Raw genomic sequence first — 19,869 nt, forward strand, 5'->3', positions numbered from 1 at the left:
AGGAGAAGTCTTATCAGGGGAAATCGACGAAGGGCAATGCACGAAAGCGGGAGATTGCATCGCCATAGGAGCGTTAGGCGCTCTTCATGCAAACGGCCATCGTCACCGACGGCCGCCTGCGGTTGCCTGCGAGAACCGAAAAGGGTCTCGTTACGGAGCCACGCCAAAGGCCGGCTGCGGCTTTTGCCGGGCGAGAGGCGGGAATGCCAGCGCTATCGCCGCAGCCCCCAGCCCGACCATGGCGGAACCGATGAACAGCCAGGAATAATTGGCGAAAGTGTCGAATATCCAACCGCCGATCAGAGGGCCGAAGGCCATGCCGAGGCTGGAGAGCATCGTCGCCGCACCGAAGACTGTACCGATGATGCGTGGCCCGAAATATTCCCGCGCCAGCACGGCATAGAGCGGCATTACACCGCCATAGGCGCTGCCGAAGACGATGGCGAGCGCGTAGAATTCGCCGAGCTGGCTGACCAAGAGATAGGTCGCCAGTGCTGCCGCCTGTACCAGCAGCCCGGCGACCAGCACCGGCTTCACCCCGATCCTGTCGGCAAGGCTGCCATAGAGCAGCCGGCCGCCCAGTCCCGCCAGGCCCTCGACGCTGTAGATGCTGACAGCGGCCATAGGTGCTACGCCGCAGATTGTCGCATAGTTCACCATGTGGAAGATCGGCCCGGAATGTGCTGCGCAGCAAGCTGCGAAGGTCAGGCCAAGGACGATGAATTGCGGCGATTGAAATACTTTCGACAGTTGCGGCCGGGCGCCGTCGGCCGCGAACTCGGTTCCGGTATCGGCGGTCTCGGCAGGCGGGCGCCTGACGAGAAGTGCGGCCGGCACCAGCAGCACCCAGGCCGCAACGCCGATGATCAGCATGGCCGGCCGCCATTCATAGGTTGAGATCAGCCAACGCGCGAAAGGTGAGATCGTCATCGGCGCGACGCCCATGCCGGCGGAGACGAGCGACACCGCGAGCCCGCGATTTTCGTCGAACCAGGCGGTTGTTGCCGCGATCATCGGCGCGAAAAACGTGCTGGCGGCCAGTCCGACGAGGATGCCGTAGGTCAGTTGAAACTGCAGCAGCGTCTCGGCCCGGCTCGCCAGGACCAGCGCCAGGCCGAGCAGAACGGAGCCTATCAGCACGACCACGCGCGGGCCGAACCGGTCGCTTGCTGCACCCCAGAGGAAGCCACCGAAGCCCATGACGATGAAATTCAGCGTCATTGCGCTCGCTATGCCGACATGCGACCAGCCGGTCGCCGTGGCGATCGGCTCCTGGAAAATCGCCAGCGAGAACATCGCGCCGAGCGCAACACATGTCATCAATGCGCCCACAGCGACGATGACCCAACGATAGGAAACACTCATGGCTTCATAACCTCCATGCCGACAGAATGATCGCGAGGCATGCGGCAAGCCTACCGCATTTCGCGCCTGCGATCTAAAGACGTTTGGGCGATTGCGATTTCGACAGCGCGCTCACATCTTTTTTCGCCGCACGATGTGGCCGCTAAAGCGTGCGAAACATCACAAATGCGTCGACGTAACCCTCGGTGGGATGAAGGAAGACACCAGGAAGCCGGCCGATGATATCGAAGCCGAGAGATTGCCACAGCGCCACCGCACGCTCATTGCTGCTGACGACGAAATTGAACTGCATCGCCCGAAAGCCCCGCAAGCGGGCATGGTCCAGGGAATGCTCATGCATCAGCCGGGCGACGCCACGGCCGCTTGCCGCAGCATCGGTCATGTAACCGCAATTGCAGACATGCCGGCCGCCGCCTGCCTGATTGGCCTTGATGTAATATGTGCCGAGGATCACGCCATCCTCTTCGGCGACGAAGGTCTCGCGGTCCGGTCCCATCCAGTAGGCCAGCGCATCGGCTTCGCTCAGATCGCGATCGAGCGCATAGGTTTCGCCGGCGCGGATCGTCGGACCGATGATCCTCCAGATGGCGCCTTGATCATTCTTGTCTGCGGGTCGGATCAGCATGTCCGATTTCTAGCGAAACCGGGCGCGCCGAGCAACGGGTCGAAAGCCTCCGGCAAAAGCTGGAAACGTCCCGACCTCAAACCCTTTCAAGTGCTATCGCAATCCCCTGCCCGACGCCGATGCACATGGTCGACAGCGAGTATTTTCCGCCGGTCTCCAGAAGCTCGAGTGCTGCCGTGCCGGTGATGCGTGCGCCCGACATGCCAAGCGGATGGCCGAGCGCGATCGCGCCGCCATTGCGGTTCACCCGCGCGTCATCATCGGCAATGCCCAGCGCGCGCAGCACCGCCAGCCCCTGGCTGGCGAAGGCCTCGTTGAGTTCGATCACGTCGAACTGCTCCGCGGTCATGCCGAGCCGAGCCATCAGCTTGCGCGAGGCCGGGATTGGCCCGACACCCATCACCCTTGGCGGAACCGCGGCAGCCGCGCCGCCGAGGATGCGCGCGATCGGCGTCAGGCCGTATTTCCGCGCCGCCGCTTCGGAGGCGACGATCAGCGCCGCCGCCCCGTCATTGACGCCGGAGGCATTGCCTGCCGTCACCGTGCCGCCTTCCTTCTTGAAAGGTGTCGCGAGTTTCGCCAGCGTTTCGATCGTCGTGGCACGCGGATGCTCGTCCTTGTCGACGACAACGGGATCACCCTTGCGCTGCGGAATGCTCACCGGGGTGATCTCCTTCGCCAGCCGTCCGTTCGCCTGGGCGGCGGCTGCCTTCGCCTGGCTTCGCACGGCAAACGCATCCTGATCCTCGCGGCTGACATGATAGTCCTCAGCGACATTCTCGCCGGTCTCCGGCATGGAATCGACGCCGTACTGCTTCTTCATCAGCGGGTTGACGAAACGCCAGCCGATCGTCGTGTCATGGATTTCGGCCGCACGTGAAAAGGCCGTCTCGGCCTTCGGCATGACGAAGGGCGCGCGCGACATGCTCTCGACGCCGCCAGCGACCATCAGTTCGGCCTCGCCGGCGCGGATGGCGCGCGCCGCGGTGATCACCGCATCCATGCCGGAGCCGCAGAGCCGGTTGATCGTCGTGCCGGGGACGGCGATCGGCAGGCCGGCCAGCAGGGCCGACATGCGCGCGACATTGCGGTTATCCTCGCCCGCCTGGTTGGCGCAGCCGAAGATCACATCGTCGACGGCGTCCCAATCGACGGCGGCATTTCGTTGCATCAGCACCTTCAGCGGGATTGCGCCGAGATCGTCGGCGCGCACCTGGGACAGCGAGCCGGCGAAACGGCCGATCGGCGTTCTGACATAGTCGCAGATAAAGGCTTCGGTCATGGCTTTTCCTCAGAGTTTGGGGACGACGAGATCGCCGACCGGCCCGTCGACATGCAGCGGCGCGCCGGTCATCGCCTGCAATTCCTCTTGCGACATCGCAGCAAGCTTCTCGCGCAGGACGAAGCGTCCCTTGACGATGTCGATGACGGCATGGCTGGTATAGATGCGGGTGATGCAGGCGACGCCGGTCAGCGGGAAGGTGCATGTCTCCACCAGCTTAGGCTCGCCTGTCTTGGTGACGTGCTCGGTGATGACGCAGACCTGCTTGGCGCCGTGCACCAGGTCCATTGCGCCGCCGACGGCCGGCACGCCCTTGGTGCCCACCCGCCAGTTGGCAAGGTCGCCATTCTGGGCGACCTGATAGGCGCCGAGGATTGCGACGTCGAGATGGCCGCCGCGCACCATGGCGAAGCTGTCGGCGTGATGGAAGAAGGAAGCGCCCGGCTTCAGCGTCACCGCCTTCTTGCCGGCGTTGATCAGGTCCCAGTCTTCCTCGCCTGCCGCCGGCGGCTCGCCGAAATTCAGGATGCCGTTTTCGGTGTGGAAGATCGCCTGACGGCCAGGCGGCTGATAACGGGCGACCATTTCGGGAAAGCCGATGCCGAGGTTGACATAGGCGCCGTCGGCAATGTCCTGCGCGGCGCGCCAGGCGATCTGCGCATTGGAAAGCTTGATGTCTTCCCGGGTGTTGATGGAGCTGTGATCGATGGTCATACGTAGGCCACTCCGGCTCGAATGAGCTCTTCTTCCTGCTGGGGATTGGGAACAGTGACGACGCGGTCGACGAAGATGCCTGGTGTCACCACCTGCTCGGGATCGATGCCGCCGGCCGGCACGATGGATGAGACCTGGACGATGGTCTTTGCCGCCGCCATGCACATCAGCGGATTGAAGTTGCGGCCGGCCTTGTTGTAGGTGAGATTGCCCTGGATGTCGCCGATCGCAGCCTTGACGATCGCGAAGTCGGCCTTCAGCCAGCGCTCCTGCACGTAATGACGGCCATCGAATTCGGCGATGACCTTGCCGTGGGCAAGTTCCGTGCCGTAGGCCGTCGGCGTATAAAAGGCCGGGATGCCGGCCCCGCCGGCGCGGATGCGCTCGGCAAGCGTTCCCTGCGGCACCAGCTCGAGCTCGATTTCGCCGGCCAGATATTTATCGGTAAAGGCGCGCGGATCCGACGAACGTGGGAAAGAGCAGATCATCTTTCTGACCATGCCGGCATCGATCATCGCGGCGATACCGATGCGCCCGTTGCCGGCATTGTTGTTGATCACAGTGAGGCCCTTGGAGCCCTTGTCGATCAAGGCATGAATAAGCTCGATCGGCGCGCCCGAGCCACCAAAACCACCGATCATGACGGTCGCGCCATCCCCGATCTCAGAGACGGCTTCCGCCGTGCTCCCGACTGTCTTGTCCATGCGGGATCTCTCCTTGGCTAGATGCGGCCGGGAACTCTCCATCCCGTCCTTTCCCCTAGACATAAAGGGCGGCGGGCCAGCCGGCAATGTATTTGTGCGATATTTGACATTTGTTCATATATCGCACAAAATGAAGTGAATCCATTGGAGACTGGACCCATGCGCGAAACGGATTTCGTCAGCGGCTTCGCCCGCGGCCTGAAGGTTATCGAAGCCTTCGGCGAAACGCGGCAGCGGCTTTCCATCGCCGAGGCCGCCAAGCTGACGGAGCTTGACCGCGCCACGGTGCGCCGCTCGTTGCTGACGCTCGCCGAGCTCGGTTATGCCGATTATGACGGCAAGTTTTTCACGCTGACGCCGAAGATCCTGCGTCTTGGTCATGCCTATCTCGCGGCGACGCCGCTGCCGGCGCTGTTGCAGCCGCATCTCGATCATCTCTCGGAGAAGGCCGGCCAGAGCGCCTCGGCTTCGGTGCTCGACGGCACAGATATCGTCTATATCGCCCGCGCCTCGCAGCGCCGTGTCATGTCGATCAACTTGACCCCCGGCAGCCGCCTGCCCGCCTATTGCGCCTCGATGGGCCGCGTGCTGCTCGCAGCCCTTCCAGAGAGTGAAGCGCGCGCCATCCTTGCCCGCAGCGAGCTGAAGCAAAACACAGCGAATACGAAGACTGATCCGGACGAGCTGATCGCCGAATTCCGCCGGGTCCGCGCCGAGGGTTACGCCATCATCGATCAGGAGCTGGAGATCGGCCTCTGCTCCATTGCCGTACCCGTCGACAGCGACCGCGGCGAAACGGTCGCGGCGATCAACATCGGCGCGCCGGCCGCCCTCGTCCCGGCGGCGGAAATGAAGGAACGCTATCTGCCACTGCTGAAGGAAACGCAGGCCGCGTTGCGTCCGCTGCTGCGGCGCTGACAGCAAATTGGGACAGAGCGGCCCCAGTCAGCGCCGGGGCCGCTCGTAATCGGTCAATGCGTCAGGTCGAGCGCAGCTGTGAGGTCGCCCATCGGCGGCCGGTCGTTATTGCGGAGCGCCTTGTCGCGGGCGAGGATGCCGGGCAGCACCGGCAGATCGTAGCGCGCGGTGATGAAGCGGATGATAGACGTCGTGTCGTACTGGGTGTGATCGACCATGCCGCCCTTGGCGAAGGGCGAGATGATGAAGGCCGGAATGCGGTTGCCCGGACCCCAGCGATCGGCCTTCGGCGGCGCGACGTGATCCCAGAAACCGCCATTCTCGTCATAGGTAACGATAACGAGCATATGGCCCCATTGCGGGCTCTTCTCGAGGTGGGAGACGATATCGGCGAGATGCTGGTCGCCGCTCGAAACATCGGCGTAGCCGCCATGTTCGTTGAGGTTGCCCTGCGGTTTGTAGAAGGAAACCGCCGGCAGCTTGCCATCGTCGATATCCCTAAGGAAGGCTTCGCCGGCAAGGCCGCCATCCTTCAGATGCTCGGCACGCGCAGGCGTGCCGGGCGCGAAATTGACGAAATAATTGAACGGCTGGTGATGGAACTGGAAATTCGGTACCGGGGTGGCATTCTTGCCATCCAGGGCTGCCTGCCAGGCGCCGCTATACCAGGCCCAGCTGACGCCCTTCAGCGACATGAGATCGCCGATGGTGATTTCATGCTGCGGCGGCAGCGTCGTTGCGGCGGCGGGATCGGCATAGGCCGGATCGCCGTCCTTGGCCGGCGGATTGGCGCTCGGCTGGTAGGGCGGCTGCATGGTGTTGACGGCGTAGAAGTCAGGCGTCAGCGTGCCGTCGGAGACGAATTTCGGTGCGCCCTCCAGCGCCGACTTCGGGGCGTTTTCCGCCACGGTCAGCGACGTGCCGTCCGCGTCGACCTTGGCGATGGTGGGCTTGGCCGGGCTCTTGTCGGCATCCGGATAATAGGGCGCGCAGGCGCAGACCAGCGCGAAGTGGTTGAGGAACGAACCGCCGAAGGCGCCCTGGAAGAAGTTGTCGGCCATGACGTATTTCTTGGCAACCTGCCACATCGGCAGGATGGAGCCGTCGTAATGGCCCATGACGAGGCTGCCGGAATCGGCCCAGGCGACGAACTTGTCGTTCTTGCCGCCGTCGATCTGCATCTGCTCCTGGTAGAAGCGATGCCAGAGGTCGCGGGTGATGACCGAAGGCGCCTCTGCGAAACCCTTCGGATCGTCGATCGCGAAGGAGGCGTTGGCAAGATGGGCCGACTGTGCCTCGGTGACGGCAGGCGAGACACCCTTGGCGGTCAGCCCGCCCCAGGCCGGCGGCAGTTCGGACAGCGGCTGGCCGTCGCGGTCGAGCTGGCGGGCGCGATCGGCGGTCGCGTTCGAGAGCCCATCGGCGCCGGGAAAGCTGCCGTAGAGATTATCGAAGCTGCGGTTTTCGGCATAGATGACGACGACATTGTCGATCTTGTCGTAACCGGCGGGCGCCGCATGGGCTGCCGTCGCCATGGCAAACGGCACGATGGCCGATCCGGCGAGACAGATGGAATGGAGGAGTTTCAGTCTTTTCACGGGGAGTACCTCATGGCTAGGGGCGTTGGCTAGAGGGAGCGGAGAACGCTCGGGGGCGCGCTGACGCTATTCCCGCCGTCTATCAACTTTGTGACATCAGGACTTGCCGTGATGCCGCAGGAGGATGGCCGTCATCAATTTGTTGCAGCGGGGTTCGATCATAGCGCAAACCGGCCCCAACTTATTGGAATCCTTATCATGACGACGAAGACCATCTGGCTTGTGCGGTCCGGCCTGGCCGTCAGCATGGGTGCCGTGGCGCTTGGTCTTGCCCTTCTTCCCCTGCGGCAAAGCAGCGCGGCGGCTGCCGCCGGCGTTCATCCCGGGCCGATGTCGCGCACCGAGGCCTTTGCCCGGGCCGAAACGCTCGGCGCGCTCGGCCGCAAGATATTCTCAGATCCCTCGCTGTCGGCCTCGGGGCTCCAGGCCTGCGCGTCCTGCCATGATCCGGCTCACGCCTTCAGCCCGGCATCGGCCATGCCGGTCGAAATGGGCGGCGAGCATCGGGACCAGCCGGGGCTGCGGGCCGTTCCGACGCTGCGTTACCTGCAATCGGTGCCGTCCTTCACCGAGCACTATTACGATTCCGAGGACGAGGGCGACGAGAGCGTCGACAATGGCCCGACGGGCGGCCTGACCTGGGACGGCCGGGTCGATCACGGCGCCGATCAGGCGAAGATCCCGCTGCTCTCACCCTTCGAGATGGGCAACAAGGATGCAGCCGAGGTGGCGGCGAAGCTGCAGAAGGCTGCCTATGCCGGCGATATCAAGGCTGCCTTCGGCGAGACGGTGTTCGACAATCCTGAGGACGCCTTCGATGCCGCCGCCGAGGCGCTCGCCACGTTCGAACAGAGCGGCCTGGATTTCTATCCCTATTCCAGCCGCTACGACGCCTTTCTCGCCGGCAAGGCAACGCTGACGGCGCAGGAGCTGCACGGACGACAACTGTTCGAGGATCCCGCCAAGGGCAACTGTTCGAGCTGTCACTTAAGCGAGCCCGCCAATGACGGCGAGCCGCCGCAATTTTCCGATTTCGGCTTCCTCGGGCTCGCCGCACCCCGCAACATGGCGATACCGGCCAACAGTGACCCCACCTATCACGATCTCGGTCTTTGCGGCCCCCAGCGCACCGACTTTGCCGGACGCCGCGAATATTGCGGCCTGTTCCGCACCCCGACGCTGCGCAATGTCGCGCTGAGGAAGAGCTTCTTCCACAACGGCTATTTCCACTCGCTGCGCGACGTCGTCTCCTTCTATGCGACGCGCGACAGCGATCCCGGCCGTTGGTACCCGAAAAATTCAGACGGCACGATCCGGAAATATGACGACCTGCCGCAGGCTTATTGGGACAACGTCAACCAGGATCCGCCCTTCGGCAGGAAGCCGGGCGATGCACCCGCCCTCGCCGATCCCGAGATCGACGACATCGTCGCGTTCCTGGGGACCCTGACCGATGCCGATCTGGAGGCCGAGGCGACCGGGCACTAGGACATCTGGAGTTTTAAGAAATGCCCGCCGCGAGACTGAGCGGGGCATCTGCCGCGCTCAGGGACCAATGACGTCTTTCTCAACAATAACAATCAAACGGGCGAAGTATTCCCACTTGATGTATCATAATTTCCGATATACATCATTTCATCGGAAATAGTGGGGGAATGATGGAACGCTCGTTTTTGACGATTGCCGCCGGCGAGAATAATGATGCGATACGTGCGCTTTCCGCACCGGCCCGGCTCGAGATGCTCAAGCTGCTTTGCGCCAAAGGGCCGATGAATATCAACGACATCGCGCGTGCTCTTTCTCTTCCTCAATCGACCGTCGCCACCGGGATCCAGATCTTGGAAGACGCCCGGCTTGTGGATTCCCAGCTGACGAAGGCGCGCAAGGGAAACCAGAAGATCTGCTCTGCGATCTACAGCGAAATTCTGATCAGCTTTGAGGAAAGTGCCGCCCAAAGGGCCAATAATATTATCGAAGTCGAGATGCCGGTCGGGCTCTACACCAGTTGTGACGTCCATGCGCCATGCGGTCTTTGCTCCACCGAGAGCGTCATCGGCCCGCTCGATGTCCCTGACTATTTCCTGGATCCGCAGCGCATGCAGGCCGGGCTCGTCTGGTTCGGCAGGGGATATGTGGAATATAAATTCCCCAACAACGCCAAGGTGTTGAACAAGGATATCCGCGCCATCGAGTTTTCGCTGGAGCTGTCGTCCGAGGTGCCGGGCACCAATCCGGACTGGCCCTCGGACATAACGCTCTGGGTCAATGGAATGGCCATTGGAACCTGGACGTCTCCTGGCGACTACGGCGACAAGCGCGGCGCCTTCACGCCGGCATGGTGGAAGCTCGAGGGCTCGCAATATGGGATGATGAAGACCTGGCGCATCTCCACGCGCGGAACCTTCATCGACGGTATCGCCGCATCGAATGTCACGCTCAGCGATCTCGCGCTTGCCCAGCATTCCTCCATCCGGCTCCGGGTCGGTATCGCCGAGAATGCCGGCCATACCGGCGGCGTCAATATTTTCGGCCGCGGCTTCGGAAATCACGGACGCGATATCATCATGCGGCTGCACGTCTGAAAAATCAAAATCGGAAATCTTGATTTAAATATCACGCTTCTTTCCAGTTCTGATGATCGAAAAAATACGCCAACATACTGAAAAAAAACAATTTTCTCACAAATCCTCATTAGTATGATTAAAAACGCAACTCAGTTGACAGAACAACATTCCTGATATCAAGTTAGAGGCAAGAAAACAAAAAATCTGATATATAAACGGGAGGATCCGTTGAAGACGAACGTCGTTGTCCACCGCGATTTCCGCATCGCGACCATTGACTCCAGGCTCTACAGCTCATTTCTCGAGCATCTCGGCAGGGCGATCTACGGGGGCATCTATGAGCCCGGGCACCCGACGGCCGATGAGGACGGATTCCGCCAGGATGTCCTTGATCTGGTCCGTGAGCTCGACACGCCATATTGCCGCTATCCCGGCGGCAATTTTGTCTCGGCCTATAATTGGGAAGACGGCGTCGGCCCCCGTGCGGAGCGCCCGGTTCGCCTCGACCTTGCCTGGCGCACCCGCGAAGCCAACCAGATCGGCGTCAATGAATTCGTCGACTGGTGCAAGAAGGCCAACACCAAGCCGATGCTTGCCGTCAATCTCGGATCACGCGGCCTGGATGCGGCCCGCAATTTCCTGGAATACTGCAATCATCCGGGCGGCACCTACTGGTCGGATCTGCGCCGCAAGCACGGCTGGTCCAATCCGCACGACGTCAAATTGTGGTGCCTCGGCAACGAGATGGATGGTCCCTGGCAGGTCGGCCACAAGTCGGCCTATGAATATGGCCGGCTGGCGGATGAGACGGCGAAGGCCATGCGCGGCTTCGACAAGTCGCTCGAACTCGTGGTCTGCGGCTCATCCAATTCCGACATGAAGACCTATCCCGAGTGGGAAGCCCAGGTTCTCGAGCAGTGCTATGACAGCGCCGACCATATCTCGCTGCATATGTATTTTGCCAACCGCGAGAAAAATACGCTCAACTATCTCGCCCGCGCAACGAAGCTCGACCGCTACATCACCACGATCGGCGGCGTGATCGACTACATCAAGGCGAAAAAGCGCTCGAAGAAGACGATCGGCATTTCCTTCGACGAATGGAATGTCTGGTATCATTCCAACCAGCAGGACAAGGAGATCCTGGCGCGCGACGAATGGCCGGATGCGCCGCATCTCTTGGAAGATATCTACAATTTCGAGGACGTGCTGCAGGTCGGCGGCATCTTGAACACCTTCATCCGTCGCTCCGACCGCGTGCGCATCGCCTGCATCGCGCAGCTCGTCAACGTCATCGCCCCGATCATGACCGAGGACGGCGGTGCGGCCTGGCGCCAGACTATTTATTACCCGTTCTATTACGCCTCCAGATATGGTCGCGGCTCGGCATTACAGCTGGTCGTCGATGGCCCGACCTATGACAGCGACGAAGAGAACGACGTCCCCTATCTCGACGTATCGGCGGTCCATTCCGAGGACGGCAAGACGCTGACCTTCTTTGCGGTCAACCGCCATCCGAGCACGGCGCTCGATCTCGATGTGCGGCTGGAAGGGTTCGGAAATGCCCGGGTGGTCGAGCAGGTGGAGATGACCCATGGCGATCTGGAAGCCGTCAATACGGCTGCGCGGCCGACAGCGGTCGTTCCGGTCAATGCCGAGAGTGCAAAGATCGAGGATGGACGGCTGAGGGCGGCGTTGAAACCGTTCTCCTACAACGTCATCCGGCTGTCAGTGTGACAGCTACCGCCGGGTAGCCCATTGGGGCGCCCCGGCTGAAGATATTCGGCTCGCTGCGAGGAGGCAGGGAGCAGGAGAGATGGTTCTCCGAAGCTCTGGATCTGACTGTTCAAGTCCTGAGGCCTCTGCGAACCGACAACCGCGACGTGCCCATGCGTGCCTTTGCGGCCGCCGTATCGTCGCTTTCTAGGGAGGAGTTCATGCAACAGTGGAAGAGGCTCGCATTTGGCGTCGCGCTGGCCGCACTCGGCCTGACTGCGGCGGCCAAAGCCGATGACTACACCTCCTTGCCGCGCAAGGAGACGCTCATCGTCGAAAATCCGGAAGGGACGATCAAAAATCCCGGCTGGTTCAACATCTGGGTCAATGGCGGGGGCGGCGTATCGACCGGCCTGCAGCAACTGACCATGGATACGCTCTGGTATATCGACCCCGAACAAGGACTTGGCGGCGCGACCTGGGACAATTCGCTGGCTGCCGACAAGCCGCAATATAATGCCGACTTCACCGAGATGACCGTGAAACTGCGCAAAGGGCTCTTCTGGAGCGACGGCGTGGAGTTCACGGCAGACGACGTGGTCTACACCGTCAAGACGCAGATGGATCACCCCGGCATGGTCTGGAGTGCTGCCTTCTCGGTGCAGGTGGCAAGCGTCGAGGCGACCGACCCCTCGACTGTCGTGTTCAAGCTGAAGAAGCCCAATTCGCGCTTCCACGCCATCTTCACCGTTCGCTGGAACGGCGCCTGGATCATGCCCAAGCATGTCTTCGAGAAAGTCGAAGATCCGCTGCGTTATGATTTCGCCAATCCCGTCTCGCTCGGCGCCTACAAGCTCAAGGCGTTTGACCCCCAGGGCAAATGGTATACCTGGGAGAAGCGCGACGACTGGCAGCGGACATCGCTTGCCCGCTTCGGCGAGCCGGCCCCGAAATATGTAACCTATACCGATCCCGGCCCGCCGGATAAGCGGACGATCGCCCAACTCGAGCATAACCTCGATATCATCCACGACAACACGCCGGAGGGCATGTTCACCCTCAAGGAGAAATCCAAGTCGATCGAAACCTGGTTCCCGGGCTTCCCCTTCGCCCATCCGGACCCGACGCTTCCAGCCGTGATCTTCAACACCCAGAATCCGCCGTTCGACAACGCCGATGTACGCTGGGCGCTTGCCCTGCTGATCGACATCAAGGCGGTTGATATGGCGAGCTATCGCGGGGCAGCGACGCTTTCGGCGCTCGGCGTGCCGCCGACGGCGGCCACGATGGAGGACTATCAGGCGCCGATGCAGGATTGGCTGAAGAATTTCGAGATCGATACCGGCAAGAGCAAGATCAAGCCTTATGACCCGACGGTCGGGCAACAGATCGCCGATATCCTGCGCAAGCAGCCGAAGTTCAAGGACCAGATCCCGACCGACCCGCAGGCAATCAGCGGTGCCTTCGGCTATGGCTGGTGGAAACCGGATCCGAAGGCTGCCGGCGAACTGCTGGAGAAGGCAGGCTTCAAGAAATCCGGCGGCAAATGGCTGACCCCTGATGGACAGCCCTTCAAGATCCGGATGACGGTGGAAGGCGACACACGCTCGGTCTTCACCCGCGCCGGGACGCTGATCGCACAGCAATGGGCCGCATTCGGCATCGACGCCAAAGCCGTGCCGGCCGCGAAACTTTGGCAGACGGCGCTCCAGCCCGGCGATTTCCAGGTGGCGATTGCCTGGAGCGTCGAGACCTGGGGCGGCGATCCCGATCTGTCGTTTTTCCTCGACAGCTGGCACTCGCAGTTCGTGGCGAAGAAGGGTGACAATCAGCCGCCGCGCAACTGGCAGCGCTGGAGCAATCCGGACCTCGACAAGATCATCGAAAGCATCCGCGGCATCAGTGCCGACGATCCCAAGGGCGTCGAGCTCGGCAAGGATTATCTGAAGCTGGTCGCCCGCGAAATGCCCACGATCCCGCTGATGTCGTATAACGTCTTCACCTCGATGGATACGACCTATTGGACCGGTTATCCGACGATATCAGATCCCTATACCGATCCAGTGCCGAATTGGGCCAACTCCAGGCTGATGATGGTCAAGCTGAAGCCGGCACAACCGAAATAATCCTCCCAACGCCGGCGCGAGTGTTGCGCGCCGGCCTCCTAGTCGACGGGCATGTGGCATGTCCGTCGATCCTTTCCACTTGATGAAGGGAACCAGAGAGGAACCACCGCCCTATGACGTCCTATCTGATCTTTGTGCTGAAGCGGTTCGGTCAGTTTCTGCTCGTTGTATTTCTCGGCGTGACGATAACATTCTTCGTCACCCACCTGACCCCGATCGATCCGGTCGAAGAAAGCATAGGCGCCATCACCCAGATGGGGCAGTCCGATCCGAATGCGATCGAACTGATGCGTCAGTCGCTTCGCGAGCTTTACGGCATGGAGGGTTCGATCTGGCAGCAATATCTGCATTTCTGGCTTCGGCTTGCGACCGGTGATCTCGGTCCGTCGCTGTCGGCATTTCCGACGCCCGTTTCCACCATCATCCTGCGGTCCCTGCCCTGGACCATCGGGTTGATGACGGTGTCGACCATCATCACCTTTGTGCTCGGCAATGCGATCGGCGCGCTCGCCGGCTATTACCGCAAGGACATGGTGCTGAAGGCCGTCAGCCTCGTCTTCATCGCCCTGCTTCCCATTCCCTATTACATCCTGGCCTTCGTGCTTCTGATTGTGTTCGGCTATCTCTGGCCGGTGCTGCCGATCAATGGCGGCTACGAGATGAACGCCAATCTGGACCTCTCCTTCGCCTTGGTCTTCGATATCCTGAAACACTCGATCCTGCCGGCCTTGTCGCTGATCATGGTCGGCGCCGGCAGCTGGCTGATCGGGATGCGCGCGCTCGTTTCCAACATCATCACCGAGGATTATGTCGTCTTCGCCGAGCTTGGTGGCGTTCCGAAGCGAAAGATCCTGCGCTCCTATATCGCCCGCAATGCCATGGTGCCGCAGTTCACCGGGCTTGCCATGTCGCTCGGCGCGATCTTCAACGGCACGGTCATCACCGAAATCGTCTTCGGCTATCCGGGCATCGGCAACCTGCTGATCGAAGCGGTGCATGCCGGCGACTACAGCCTGGTGCTCGGCCTCAGCGCATTGTCGATCGTCGGCGTTGCTGCCGCCGTGTTCATCATCGACATTCTGAGCCCGCTGATCGATCCGCGCATCAAGGTGGAATAGAGCATGTTTACGATTGTCCGCGACCTCGCGCGCCAGAATATGGAATTCCTCTGCGGCCTGCTGCTCTTTGCCGTCATCGTCGGATTGATAGTGGTGTCCTATTTCTCGCCTTACGGCGCGACCGACATCTATCTTCTGCCACCCGATATGCCGCCCGATGGCGAATATTGGCTGGGCACGACATCGCGCGGCCAGGACGTTTTCTGGCAATTGACGACCGCGCTTAGGAACACCCTGTTTTTCGGCATCGGCGTCGCCTTCATTTCACGCATCATCTCGCTGGTCGTCGGTCTCGTCGCCGGTTATGCCGGCGGCGCGGTCGACCGGGTGCTGATGGCCATCAACGACAGCGTCATGGTCATTCCGCAATTTCCGCTGCTGATCCTTTTCTACTTCGTGCTGAAGGACAGCATGACCTGGACGGCGCTGATCCTCATCATGGCCTCGCTCGGCTGGTCCTATGATGCACGCCTCATCCGTTCGGTGGCGATCAGCCTGAAGACGAGATCCTTCACCACCCAGAGCGTCTATTCCGGCATGAGCATGCGCAAGATCCTCGTCGAGGAGCACCTGCCCTACGTTCTGCCGATCGTCTTTGCCACCACGATGAACAACATGATCTGGTCGATCGGCATGGAGATCACCCTGTCGGTGCTCGGCTTCACAGATATCGAGACGCCGACCATGGGCATGATGATCTATTGGGCCAATGCGCATTCGGCGCTGATATCAGGCATTTGGTGGTGGGTGGCCGCCCCCGTCGCCGTCATCGTCGTCCTCTTCCTGGCGCTCTTCCTGCTGTCCATGTCGATGAACGAATACAATGATCCGCGCAGCCGGCTGAACCGGATGGGAAGTTAGTATGGATCCTTTGGTCGAAATTGAGAATCTGAAAGCCTATTACCGTGCCTTCCTCTTCGGCGTCGATCGCGAGGTGCGCGCCGTCGACGATATCAGCCTGACCATCGCCCGCGGCGAGGTCTATGGCGTTGCCGGTGAATCGAGCAGCGGCAAGACGACGTTGATCAAGACAATTGCCGGCGCGATCCGGCCGCCGCTGCGGGTCGTGTCGGGGAAAGTGACATTCCATTTCGACGGCGGCACCCAGGATATCTATGCGATGAAGCCGGAAGAGCGCCTGGCGCTGCGCTGGCGGCATCTGTCCTACATCATGCAGGGCTCGATGAATGTGCTCAATCCGGTGCGCCGAATCCGTCATTCATTCACCGATTTCGCCTTTCGCCACATGAAGGTCAGCGGCCCAGTCTTTTTCGAAAGGGTCGCCACCCATCTGCAGCGGCTGAAGCTCGATCCGCATCTGCTCGATGCCTATCCCCACGAGCTCTCAGGCGGCATGCGCCAGCGCATGACCATCGCGCTGGCGACGATCCTGACGCCGGAATTCATCATCGCCGACGAACCGACGACCGCGCTCGACGTGATCGTTCAGCGCGACGTGCTGTCGATGATCCGCGAAATCCAGCGCGAGATGGGCTCGTCCTTCCTGTTCGTCACCCATGATATGGGGGTTCACGCGACCGTCTCCGACCGCATCGGCATTGTCTATGCCGGGCGTCTTGTCGAGGAGGCGCCAACCGCCAAACTCTTCAGCATGCCGCTCCACCCCTATACGCAGCACCTCGTCGGCAGCCTGCCGCGCATCGGCGATGCGACGGCCCGCCCTTCGCTGGAGGGTCGTCCGCCGAACCTCGCCATGCCGCCGGAAGGCTGCCGGTTTCACCCGCGCTGTCCGAAGCGCATGGAGATTTGCTCGCAGAAGGTTCCGCCGCTCGTCACCGTCGAGCCGCAGCGGCGCGTGGCGTGTTTTGCCGTTACGGGAGATCAGGTTTGAGCGCTCTTCTTCGCCTCTCGCATGTCACGAAAGTCTACCGGCAGGGCGGTATGCTCGGCCGGCGTCTGATTACGGCGGTCAAGGATGTCAGCTTCGAACTGGGAGAGAAGCCGGAGATTCTCTCGATCGTTGGAGAATCGGGCTCAGGAAAATCGACGATCGCGGCGATGATCCTCGGTCAGACCGAACCGACGGAAGGCGAGCTTCAATTTAGCGGCAGGACCGTCGCCATCCATAGCAGATCCGAACGCAAGGCTTTCATGAAAGAGGTCCAGCCGGTTCTGCAGAACCCCTTCGAAGCCTTCAATCCGCTGAAACGTGTCGATCGTTATCTCTTCGAGACCGCCCGCAATTTTTCGTTCTCGGGAAAAAGGCCGGACCGGCAGCAGGCGGAGCGGATGGCGGATGCCGCATTGGTCCATGTTGGCCTGACCCTGGAAGAAGTGAAAGGACGGTTCCCTCACGAACTATCGGGCGGCCAGCTTCAGCGTGTCGCCATCGCCCGCGCGCTGATCCCGCAACCCCGCCTGCTGGTGGCCGATGAACCGGTCTCCATGGTCGACGCATCGCTGCGCATGGCGATCGTCAATCTCTTCGGCCGCTTGAAAAACGAGCTCGGGCTCTCGATCGTCTACATCACCCACGACCTCGCCACAGCCTATTATATCAGCGACAACATCATCATCATGCGCAAAGGCGAAATCGTCGAGCGAGGCCAGGCGCGCAGTGTCCTGGACAATCCGCAGCATCCCTATTCGCGGGCGCTCAAGGATGCGGTGCTTGCCGCCGATTTCAGCCCAGCGACGTAAGCGCTGCAACGAACAGGCAGCTTTCCTTTATGAGGGTTGTCAGGTTTAGCGTTGCCTTAAAGAAACTGTGCAAGGATGAGGGCTTATCATCCACGCTGGCAACCTGATGAACCTTCGAAGAAATCTCGCTCGCTCTGTAATAAGCCATACCAGCGCATTTGCTCCGGCAATATTTGCGGCCATTATTGCGGCAATCGTCGTCTGGGTGGCAACGAACTGGCGGCTGGAGCGATCGCTGGCCGATGAACGCGCGATCGTTGCCGGCGAGCTTGCCACCATATCCTCCCGCCTTCAGACGAACCTCAACAGCAATGTGAAGCTGTTGCAGGGGCTGGCGGCCGGCATCGCAGTCAATCCGGCGATGGACCAAAGCGGATTTTCCAGGCTTGCCGCGCAGATTCTGAAGCCAGATTCACAATTAAGAAGTTTCGCCGCCGCGCCCGGCATGGTGGTCAGGTGGGTTTATCCGGAGAAAGGAAACGAAAAGGCCATCGGGCTCGACTACCGAACCAACGAGAAGCAACGGGCTGCCGCGATGCTGGCGCGCAACACGCACAATATCGTTCTGACAGGCCCGGTGGAGCTTGTCCAAGGTGGCACCGCTTTTGTGGTCAGGTGCCCAATCTACATCAATGACGGATCAAGCCAGATTTTTTGGGGCCTGCTTTCCGGAATAGTCGACATACCGAAGCTTTACCAGGAAAGTGGCCTTGGTTCGACCGAGCTTGAGATCGCCATCAGCACCGTACCGGAGCCGAACACGCCCAAACAGGTTTTTTTCGGCAGCCTGGCAACTTTTTCCAGGAAACCGGTCCAGACATCCGTTGATATGGTTTATGGCCGATGGACCCTCGCCGCACTGCCAAAGCAGGGTTGGGGCCAAAATAGCGGGATCGGCACTTTTGAGTTCTACGCGAGCCTGTTGGCATTCTGTGTCGTTGCACCGATTGTCTGGATCGGCTTTCTGACCAAATCACGCCAAACAACGATCGAAAAGCTTCGCCTTCACAAGAAAAAGCTCGTTCGAGCACGACAGAGGCTGGAGTACCTGTCATTGCATGACGCATTGACGGGGCTTCCCAATCGACGATTTGTCGACCAGTTGATCTCGCAACCGCCGAGACCGCGTCCTCAAGATTGTCTGATCCTCATTCATATCGACCTGGATCGATTTAAAGAGATCAACGACACAAAAGGGCACGCCGGAGGTGACGTGGTCTTGCAAGCAACGGCTTCGCGCCTTGCCGATTTGGCTGGTCCCAACGACGTAGCGGCTCGGATCGGCGGAGATGAGTTCATCTTCGCCAGCTGGAGTGCCGATCCGGAGCCGAAGGCAAACGCATTGGCTCAGCAGATTGTCGACGCGCTCGAGCAACCCCTCTTCATCGAGGGCGTGGCGTGTGTTGTCGGGGCAAGCGTCGGCGTCGCGTGGGAGACTGAAGGTGCTCTCGGGCGGGACCTCGGCCAATTGCTTCTCAATGCCGATTTGGCTCTCTACGAGGCGAAGAAGGCGGGCCGCGGCCGCGCGGCGGTTTTTACAGAAGAGCTTCGCAGCGCCGCGATCCATTCGAAGGAATTGGCGGACGAATTCAATCATGCGCTCGATCGTGATGAACTCGTCGCATTCTTTCAACCGCAGTTCAATGCAGACACATTGGATATTGTCGGCGTCGAGACACTTGCTCGTTGGGATCACCCGCAAAAGGGTCTGCTTGCCCCGAACAAATTTCTTGAAGTCGCGGAAAAACTAGGGCGCACTGGCGACATGGATAGGCTGATCCTGCAAAAGGCCCTGTTCGAGCTGACAAGATGGGACAGCCTGGGAATGCAAATTCCACGTGTCTCGGTCAACATTTCAGCGCGTCGACTGGCGCAGGCAAATCTGCTTGCGGAGCTGTCCGAGCTTCCCATAGCGAAGGGTCGCCTGTGTTTCGAGCTGCTCGAGACAATCTCCTTCAATGATCTTCAACCTGTTCTCAAGGAGATCATTCCAGCCGTCAAAAAGCTTGGCATCGAAATCGAGATCGATGACTTCGGCACCGAACATGCCAGTATCGTCAGTTTGCTTCGATTTGAGCCGCGACGGCTTAAGATCGATCGAGAAATTATCAAGCCGATCATTGCGTCTCCATCTCAGCGTCGTCTGGTCTCCTCCATTATCGAAATCGGCCGATCGCAGAACATCGACATCGTTGCAGAGGGCGTGGAGACAATGGAGCATGCGAAGATCCTGAAAGATCTCGGTTGCCATATACTGCAAGGTTACGCTCTGGCACGACCAATGACCTCGGAGCAGTTGATTGAATTTTGCCGTATAAAGGACAAAGGAATGGCAGAGGCAGGCCGATAGCCAAATTCGCATTCCCTGTGTGACTACCTTCCGTCGGTCCTAGACTCATCGCCGCCAATCTCTTGTGGTCCGTGCCAAACATCTACATCCCAAGCCCCAAGGTCCTGCCCCGCTTCAGCGAGCGCTGC

The 19,869-nt window shown here is 60.6% G+C and carries 16 protein-coding genes; 10 read left to right on the forward strand and 6 right to left on the reverse strand.

Annotation, left to right across the window (positions count from 1 at the left end; genetic code table 11):
- Positions 1 to 150: 150 nt before the first annotated feature.
- The 5 genes from C3Y91_RS05985 to C3Y91_RS06005 all read right to left on the reverse strand — a co-directional run bounded on the left by C3Y91_RS05985 (position 151) and on the right by C3Y91_RS06005 (position 4,690).
- On the reverse strand, positions 151 to 1,365 hold the full coding sequence (locus C3Y91_RS05985) for an MFS transporter (RefSeq protein WP_168575146.1): 1,215 nt from the start codon (positions 1,363 to 1,365) through the stop codon (positions 151 to 153).
- A gap of 142 nt (positions 1,366 to 1,507) precedes the next feature.
- The gene (locus C3Y91_RS05990; protein ID WP_024319953.1) at positions 1,508 to 1,990 is read right to left on the reverse strand and encodes a GNAT family N-acetyltransferase; all 483 of its coding nucleotides are present in this window, start codon (positions 1,988 to 1,990) and stop codon (positions 1,508 to 1,510) included.
- Between the two features lie 76 nt (positions 1,991 to 2,066).
- On the reverse strand, positions 2,067 to 3,272 hold the full coding sequence (gene pcaF / locus C3Y91_RS05995) for a 3-oxoadipyl-CoA thiolase (RefSeq protein WP_130724215.1): 1,206 nt from the start codon (positions 3,270 to 3,272) through the stop codon (positions 2,067 to 2,069).
- A gap of 9 nt (positions 3,273 to 3,281) precedes the next feature.
- Positions 3,282 to 3,986 (reverse strand): CoA transferase subunit B, encoded by a 705-nt coding sequence (locus C3Y91_RS06000; protein ID WP_168575147.1) that lies wholly within the window; start codon positions 3,984 to 3,986, stop codon positions 3,282 to 3,284.
- Positions 3,983 to 4,690 carry a 3-oxoacid CoA-transferase subunit A gene (locus C3Y91_RS06005; RefSeq protein ID WP_164034367.1) on the reverse strand — a complete coding sequence of 236 codons (708 nt, stop codon included), beginning with the start codon at positions 4,688 to 4,690 and terminating at the stop codon, positions 3,983 to 3,985. The genes C3Y91_RS06000 and C3Y91_RS06005 overlap by 4 nt, the downstream gene beginning before the upstream one ends.
- 159 nt (positions 4,691 to 4,849) lie before the next feature.
- Between C3Y91_RS06005 and C3Y91_RS06010 the strand changes: the two genes are divergently transcribed.
- Positions 4,850 to 5,608, forward strand: coding sequence for an IclR family transcriptional regulator (locus C3Y91_RS06010; protein ID WP_130726378.1), 759 nt, complete (start codon positions 4,850 to 4,852; stop codon positions 5,606 to 5,608).
- A 53-nt stretch (positions 5,609 to 5,661) separates the two neighbouring features.
- On the opposite strand, the gene C3Y91_RS06015 is transcribed toward C3Y91_RS06010, so the two are convergent.
- A complete protein-coding gene (locus C3Y91_RS06015) occupies positions 5,662 to 7,206 on the reverse strand; it encodes an acid phosphatase (protein WP_168575148.1) in 1,545 nt (514 codons plus the stop codon).
- A 198-nt stretch (positions 7,207 to 7,404) separates the two neighbouring features.
- Between C3Y91_RS06015 and C3Y91_RS06020 the strand changes: the two genes are divergently transcribed.
- From C3Y91_RS06020 to C3Y91_RS06060, 9 genes are all read left to right on the forward strand, one after another.
- Complete coding sequence (locus C3Y91_RS06020) at positions 7,405 to 8,694, forward strand: cytochrome-c peroxidase (RefSeq protein WP_164567644.1); 1,290 nt, start codon at positions 7,405 to 7,407, stop codon at positions 8,692 to 8,694.
- 167 nt (positions 8,695 to 8,861) lie between these two features.
- Complete coding sequence (locus tag C3Y91_RS06025) at positions 8,862 to 9,788, forward strand: ArsR/SmtB family transcription factor (protein ID WP_011655028.1); 927 nt, start codon at positions 8,862 to 8,864, stop codon at positions 9,786 to 9,788.
- A 210-nt stretch (positions 9,789 to 9,998) separates the two neighbouring features.
- Complete coding sequence (gene arfA, locus C3Y91_RS06030; RefSeq protein WP_130690563.1) at positions 9,999 to 11,507, forward strand: arabinosylfuranosidase ArfA; 1,509 nt, start codon at positions 9,999 to 10,001, stop codon at positions 11,505 to 11,507.
- A gap of 200 nt (positions 11,508 to 11,707) precedes the next feature.
- A complete protein-coding gene (locus tag C3Y91_RS06035) occupies positions 11,708 to 13,612 on the forward strand; it encodes an ABC transporter substrate-binding protein (RefSeq protein ID WP_018483352.1) in 1,905 nt (634 codons plus the stop codon).
- A gap of 113 nt (positions 13,613 to 13,725) precedes the next feature.
- Positions 13,726 to 14,730: an ABC transporter permease gene (locus C3Y91_RS06040; protein WP_018071046.1), complete on the forward strand. Its 1,005-nt coding sequence runs from the start codon at positions 13,726 to 13,728 to the stop codon at positions 14,728 to 14,730.
- 3 nt (positions 14,731 to 14,733) lie between these two features.
- Positions 14,734 to 15,591, forward strand: a complete 858-nt coding sequence (locus C3Y91_RS06045; protein ID WP_018071045.1) for an ABC transporter permease — start codon at positions 14,734 to 14,736, stop codon at positions 15,589 to 15,591.
- 1 nt (position 15,592) lies between these two features.
- Positions 15,593 to 16,582, forward strand: coding sequence for an ABC transporter ATP-binding protein (locus C3Y91_RS06050; RefSeq protein WP_018071044.1), 990 nt, complete (start codon positions 15,593 to 15,595; stop codon positions 16,580 to 16,582).
- Positions 16,579 to 17,391, forward strand: coding sequence for an ABC transporter ATP-binding protein (locus tag C3Y91_RS06055; RefSeq protein WP_018071043.1), 813 nt, complete (start codon positions 16,579 to 16,581; stop codon positions 17,389 to 17,391). Before C3Y91_RS06050 ends, C3Y91_RS06055 begins: the two co-directional genes overlap by 4 nt.
- A gap of 106 nt (positions 17,392 to 17,497) precedes the next feature.
- Complete coding sequence (locus C3Y91_RS06060; RefSeq protein WP_130663448.1) at positions 17,498 to 19,741, forward strand: bifunctional diguanylate cyclase/phosphodiesterase; 2,244 nt, start codon at positions 17,498 to 17,500, stop codon at positions 19,739 to 19,741.
- Positions 19,742 to 19,869 lie beyond the last annotated feature (128 nt).

The organism is Rhizobium ruizarguesonis, from assembly GCF_012349115.1.
In the GTDB taxonomy this organism is placed as follows: Bacteria; Pseudomonadota; Alphaproteobacteria; order Rhizobiales; family Rhizobiaceae; genus Rhizobium; species Rhizobium ruizarguesonis.

Bases quoted from the DNA above. Each gene is read 5' to 3' on its own strand.
- C3Y91_RS06050 (WP_018071044.1), top strand. From the start codon at position 15,593: ATGGATCCTTTGGTCGAAATTGAGAATCTGAAAGCCTATTACCGTGCC.
- C3Y91_RS06045 (WP_018071045.1), top strand. From the start codon at position 14,734: ATGTTTACGATTGTCCGCGACCTCGCGCGCCAGAATATGGAATTCCTC.
- C3Y91_RS06020 (WP_164567644.1), top strand. From the start codon at position 7,405: ATGACGACGAAGACCATCTGGCTTGTGCGGTCCGGCCTGGCCGTCAGC.
- C3Y91_RS05985 (WP_168575146.1), bottom strand. From the start codon at position 1,365: ATGAGTGTTTCCTATCGTTGGGTCATCGTCGCTGTGGGCGCATTGATG.
- C3Y91_RS06060 (WP_130663448.1), top strand. From the start codon at position 17,498: ATGAACCTTCGAAGAAATCTCGCTCGCTCTGTAATAAGCCATACCAGC.
- C3Y91_RS06010 (WP_130726378.1), top strand. From the start codon at position 4,850: ATGCGCGAAACGGATTTCGTCAGCGGCTTCGCCCGCGGCCTGAAGGTT.
- C3Y91_RS06040 (WP_018071046.1), top strand. From the start codon at position 13,726: ATGACGTCCTATCTGATCTTTGTGCTGAAGCGGTTCGGTCAGTTTCTG.
- C3Y91_RS05990 (WP_024319953.1), bottom strand. From the start codon at position 1,990: ATGCTGATCCGACCCGCAGACAAGAATGATCAAGGCGCCATCTGGAGG.
- C3Y91_RS06000 (WP_168575147.1), bottom strand. From the start codon at position 3,986: ATGACCATCGATCACAGCTCCATCAACACCCGGGAAGACATCAAGCTT.
- pcaF (WP_130724215.1), bottom strand. From the start codon at position 3,272: ATGACCGAAGCCTTTATCTGCGACTATGTCAGAACGCCGATCGGCCGT.
- C3Y91_RS06035 (WP_018483352.1), top strand. From the start codon at position 11,708: ATGCAACAGTGGAAGAGGCTCGCATTTGGCGTCGCGCTGGCCGCACTC.
- C3Y91_RS06005 (WP_164034367.1), bottom strand. From the start codon at position 4,690: ATGGACAAGACAGTCGGGAGCACGGCGGAAGCCGTCTCTGAGATCGGG.
- C3Y91_RS06025 (WP_011655028.1), top strand. From the start codon at position 8,862: ATGATGGAACGCTCGTTTTTGACGATTGCCGCCGGCGAGAATAATGAT.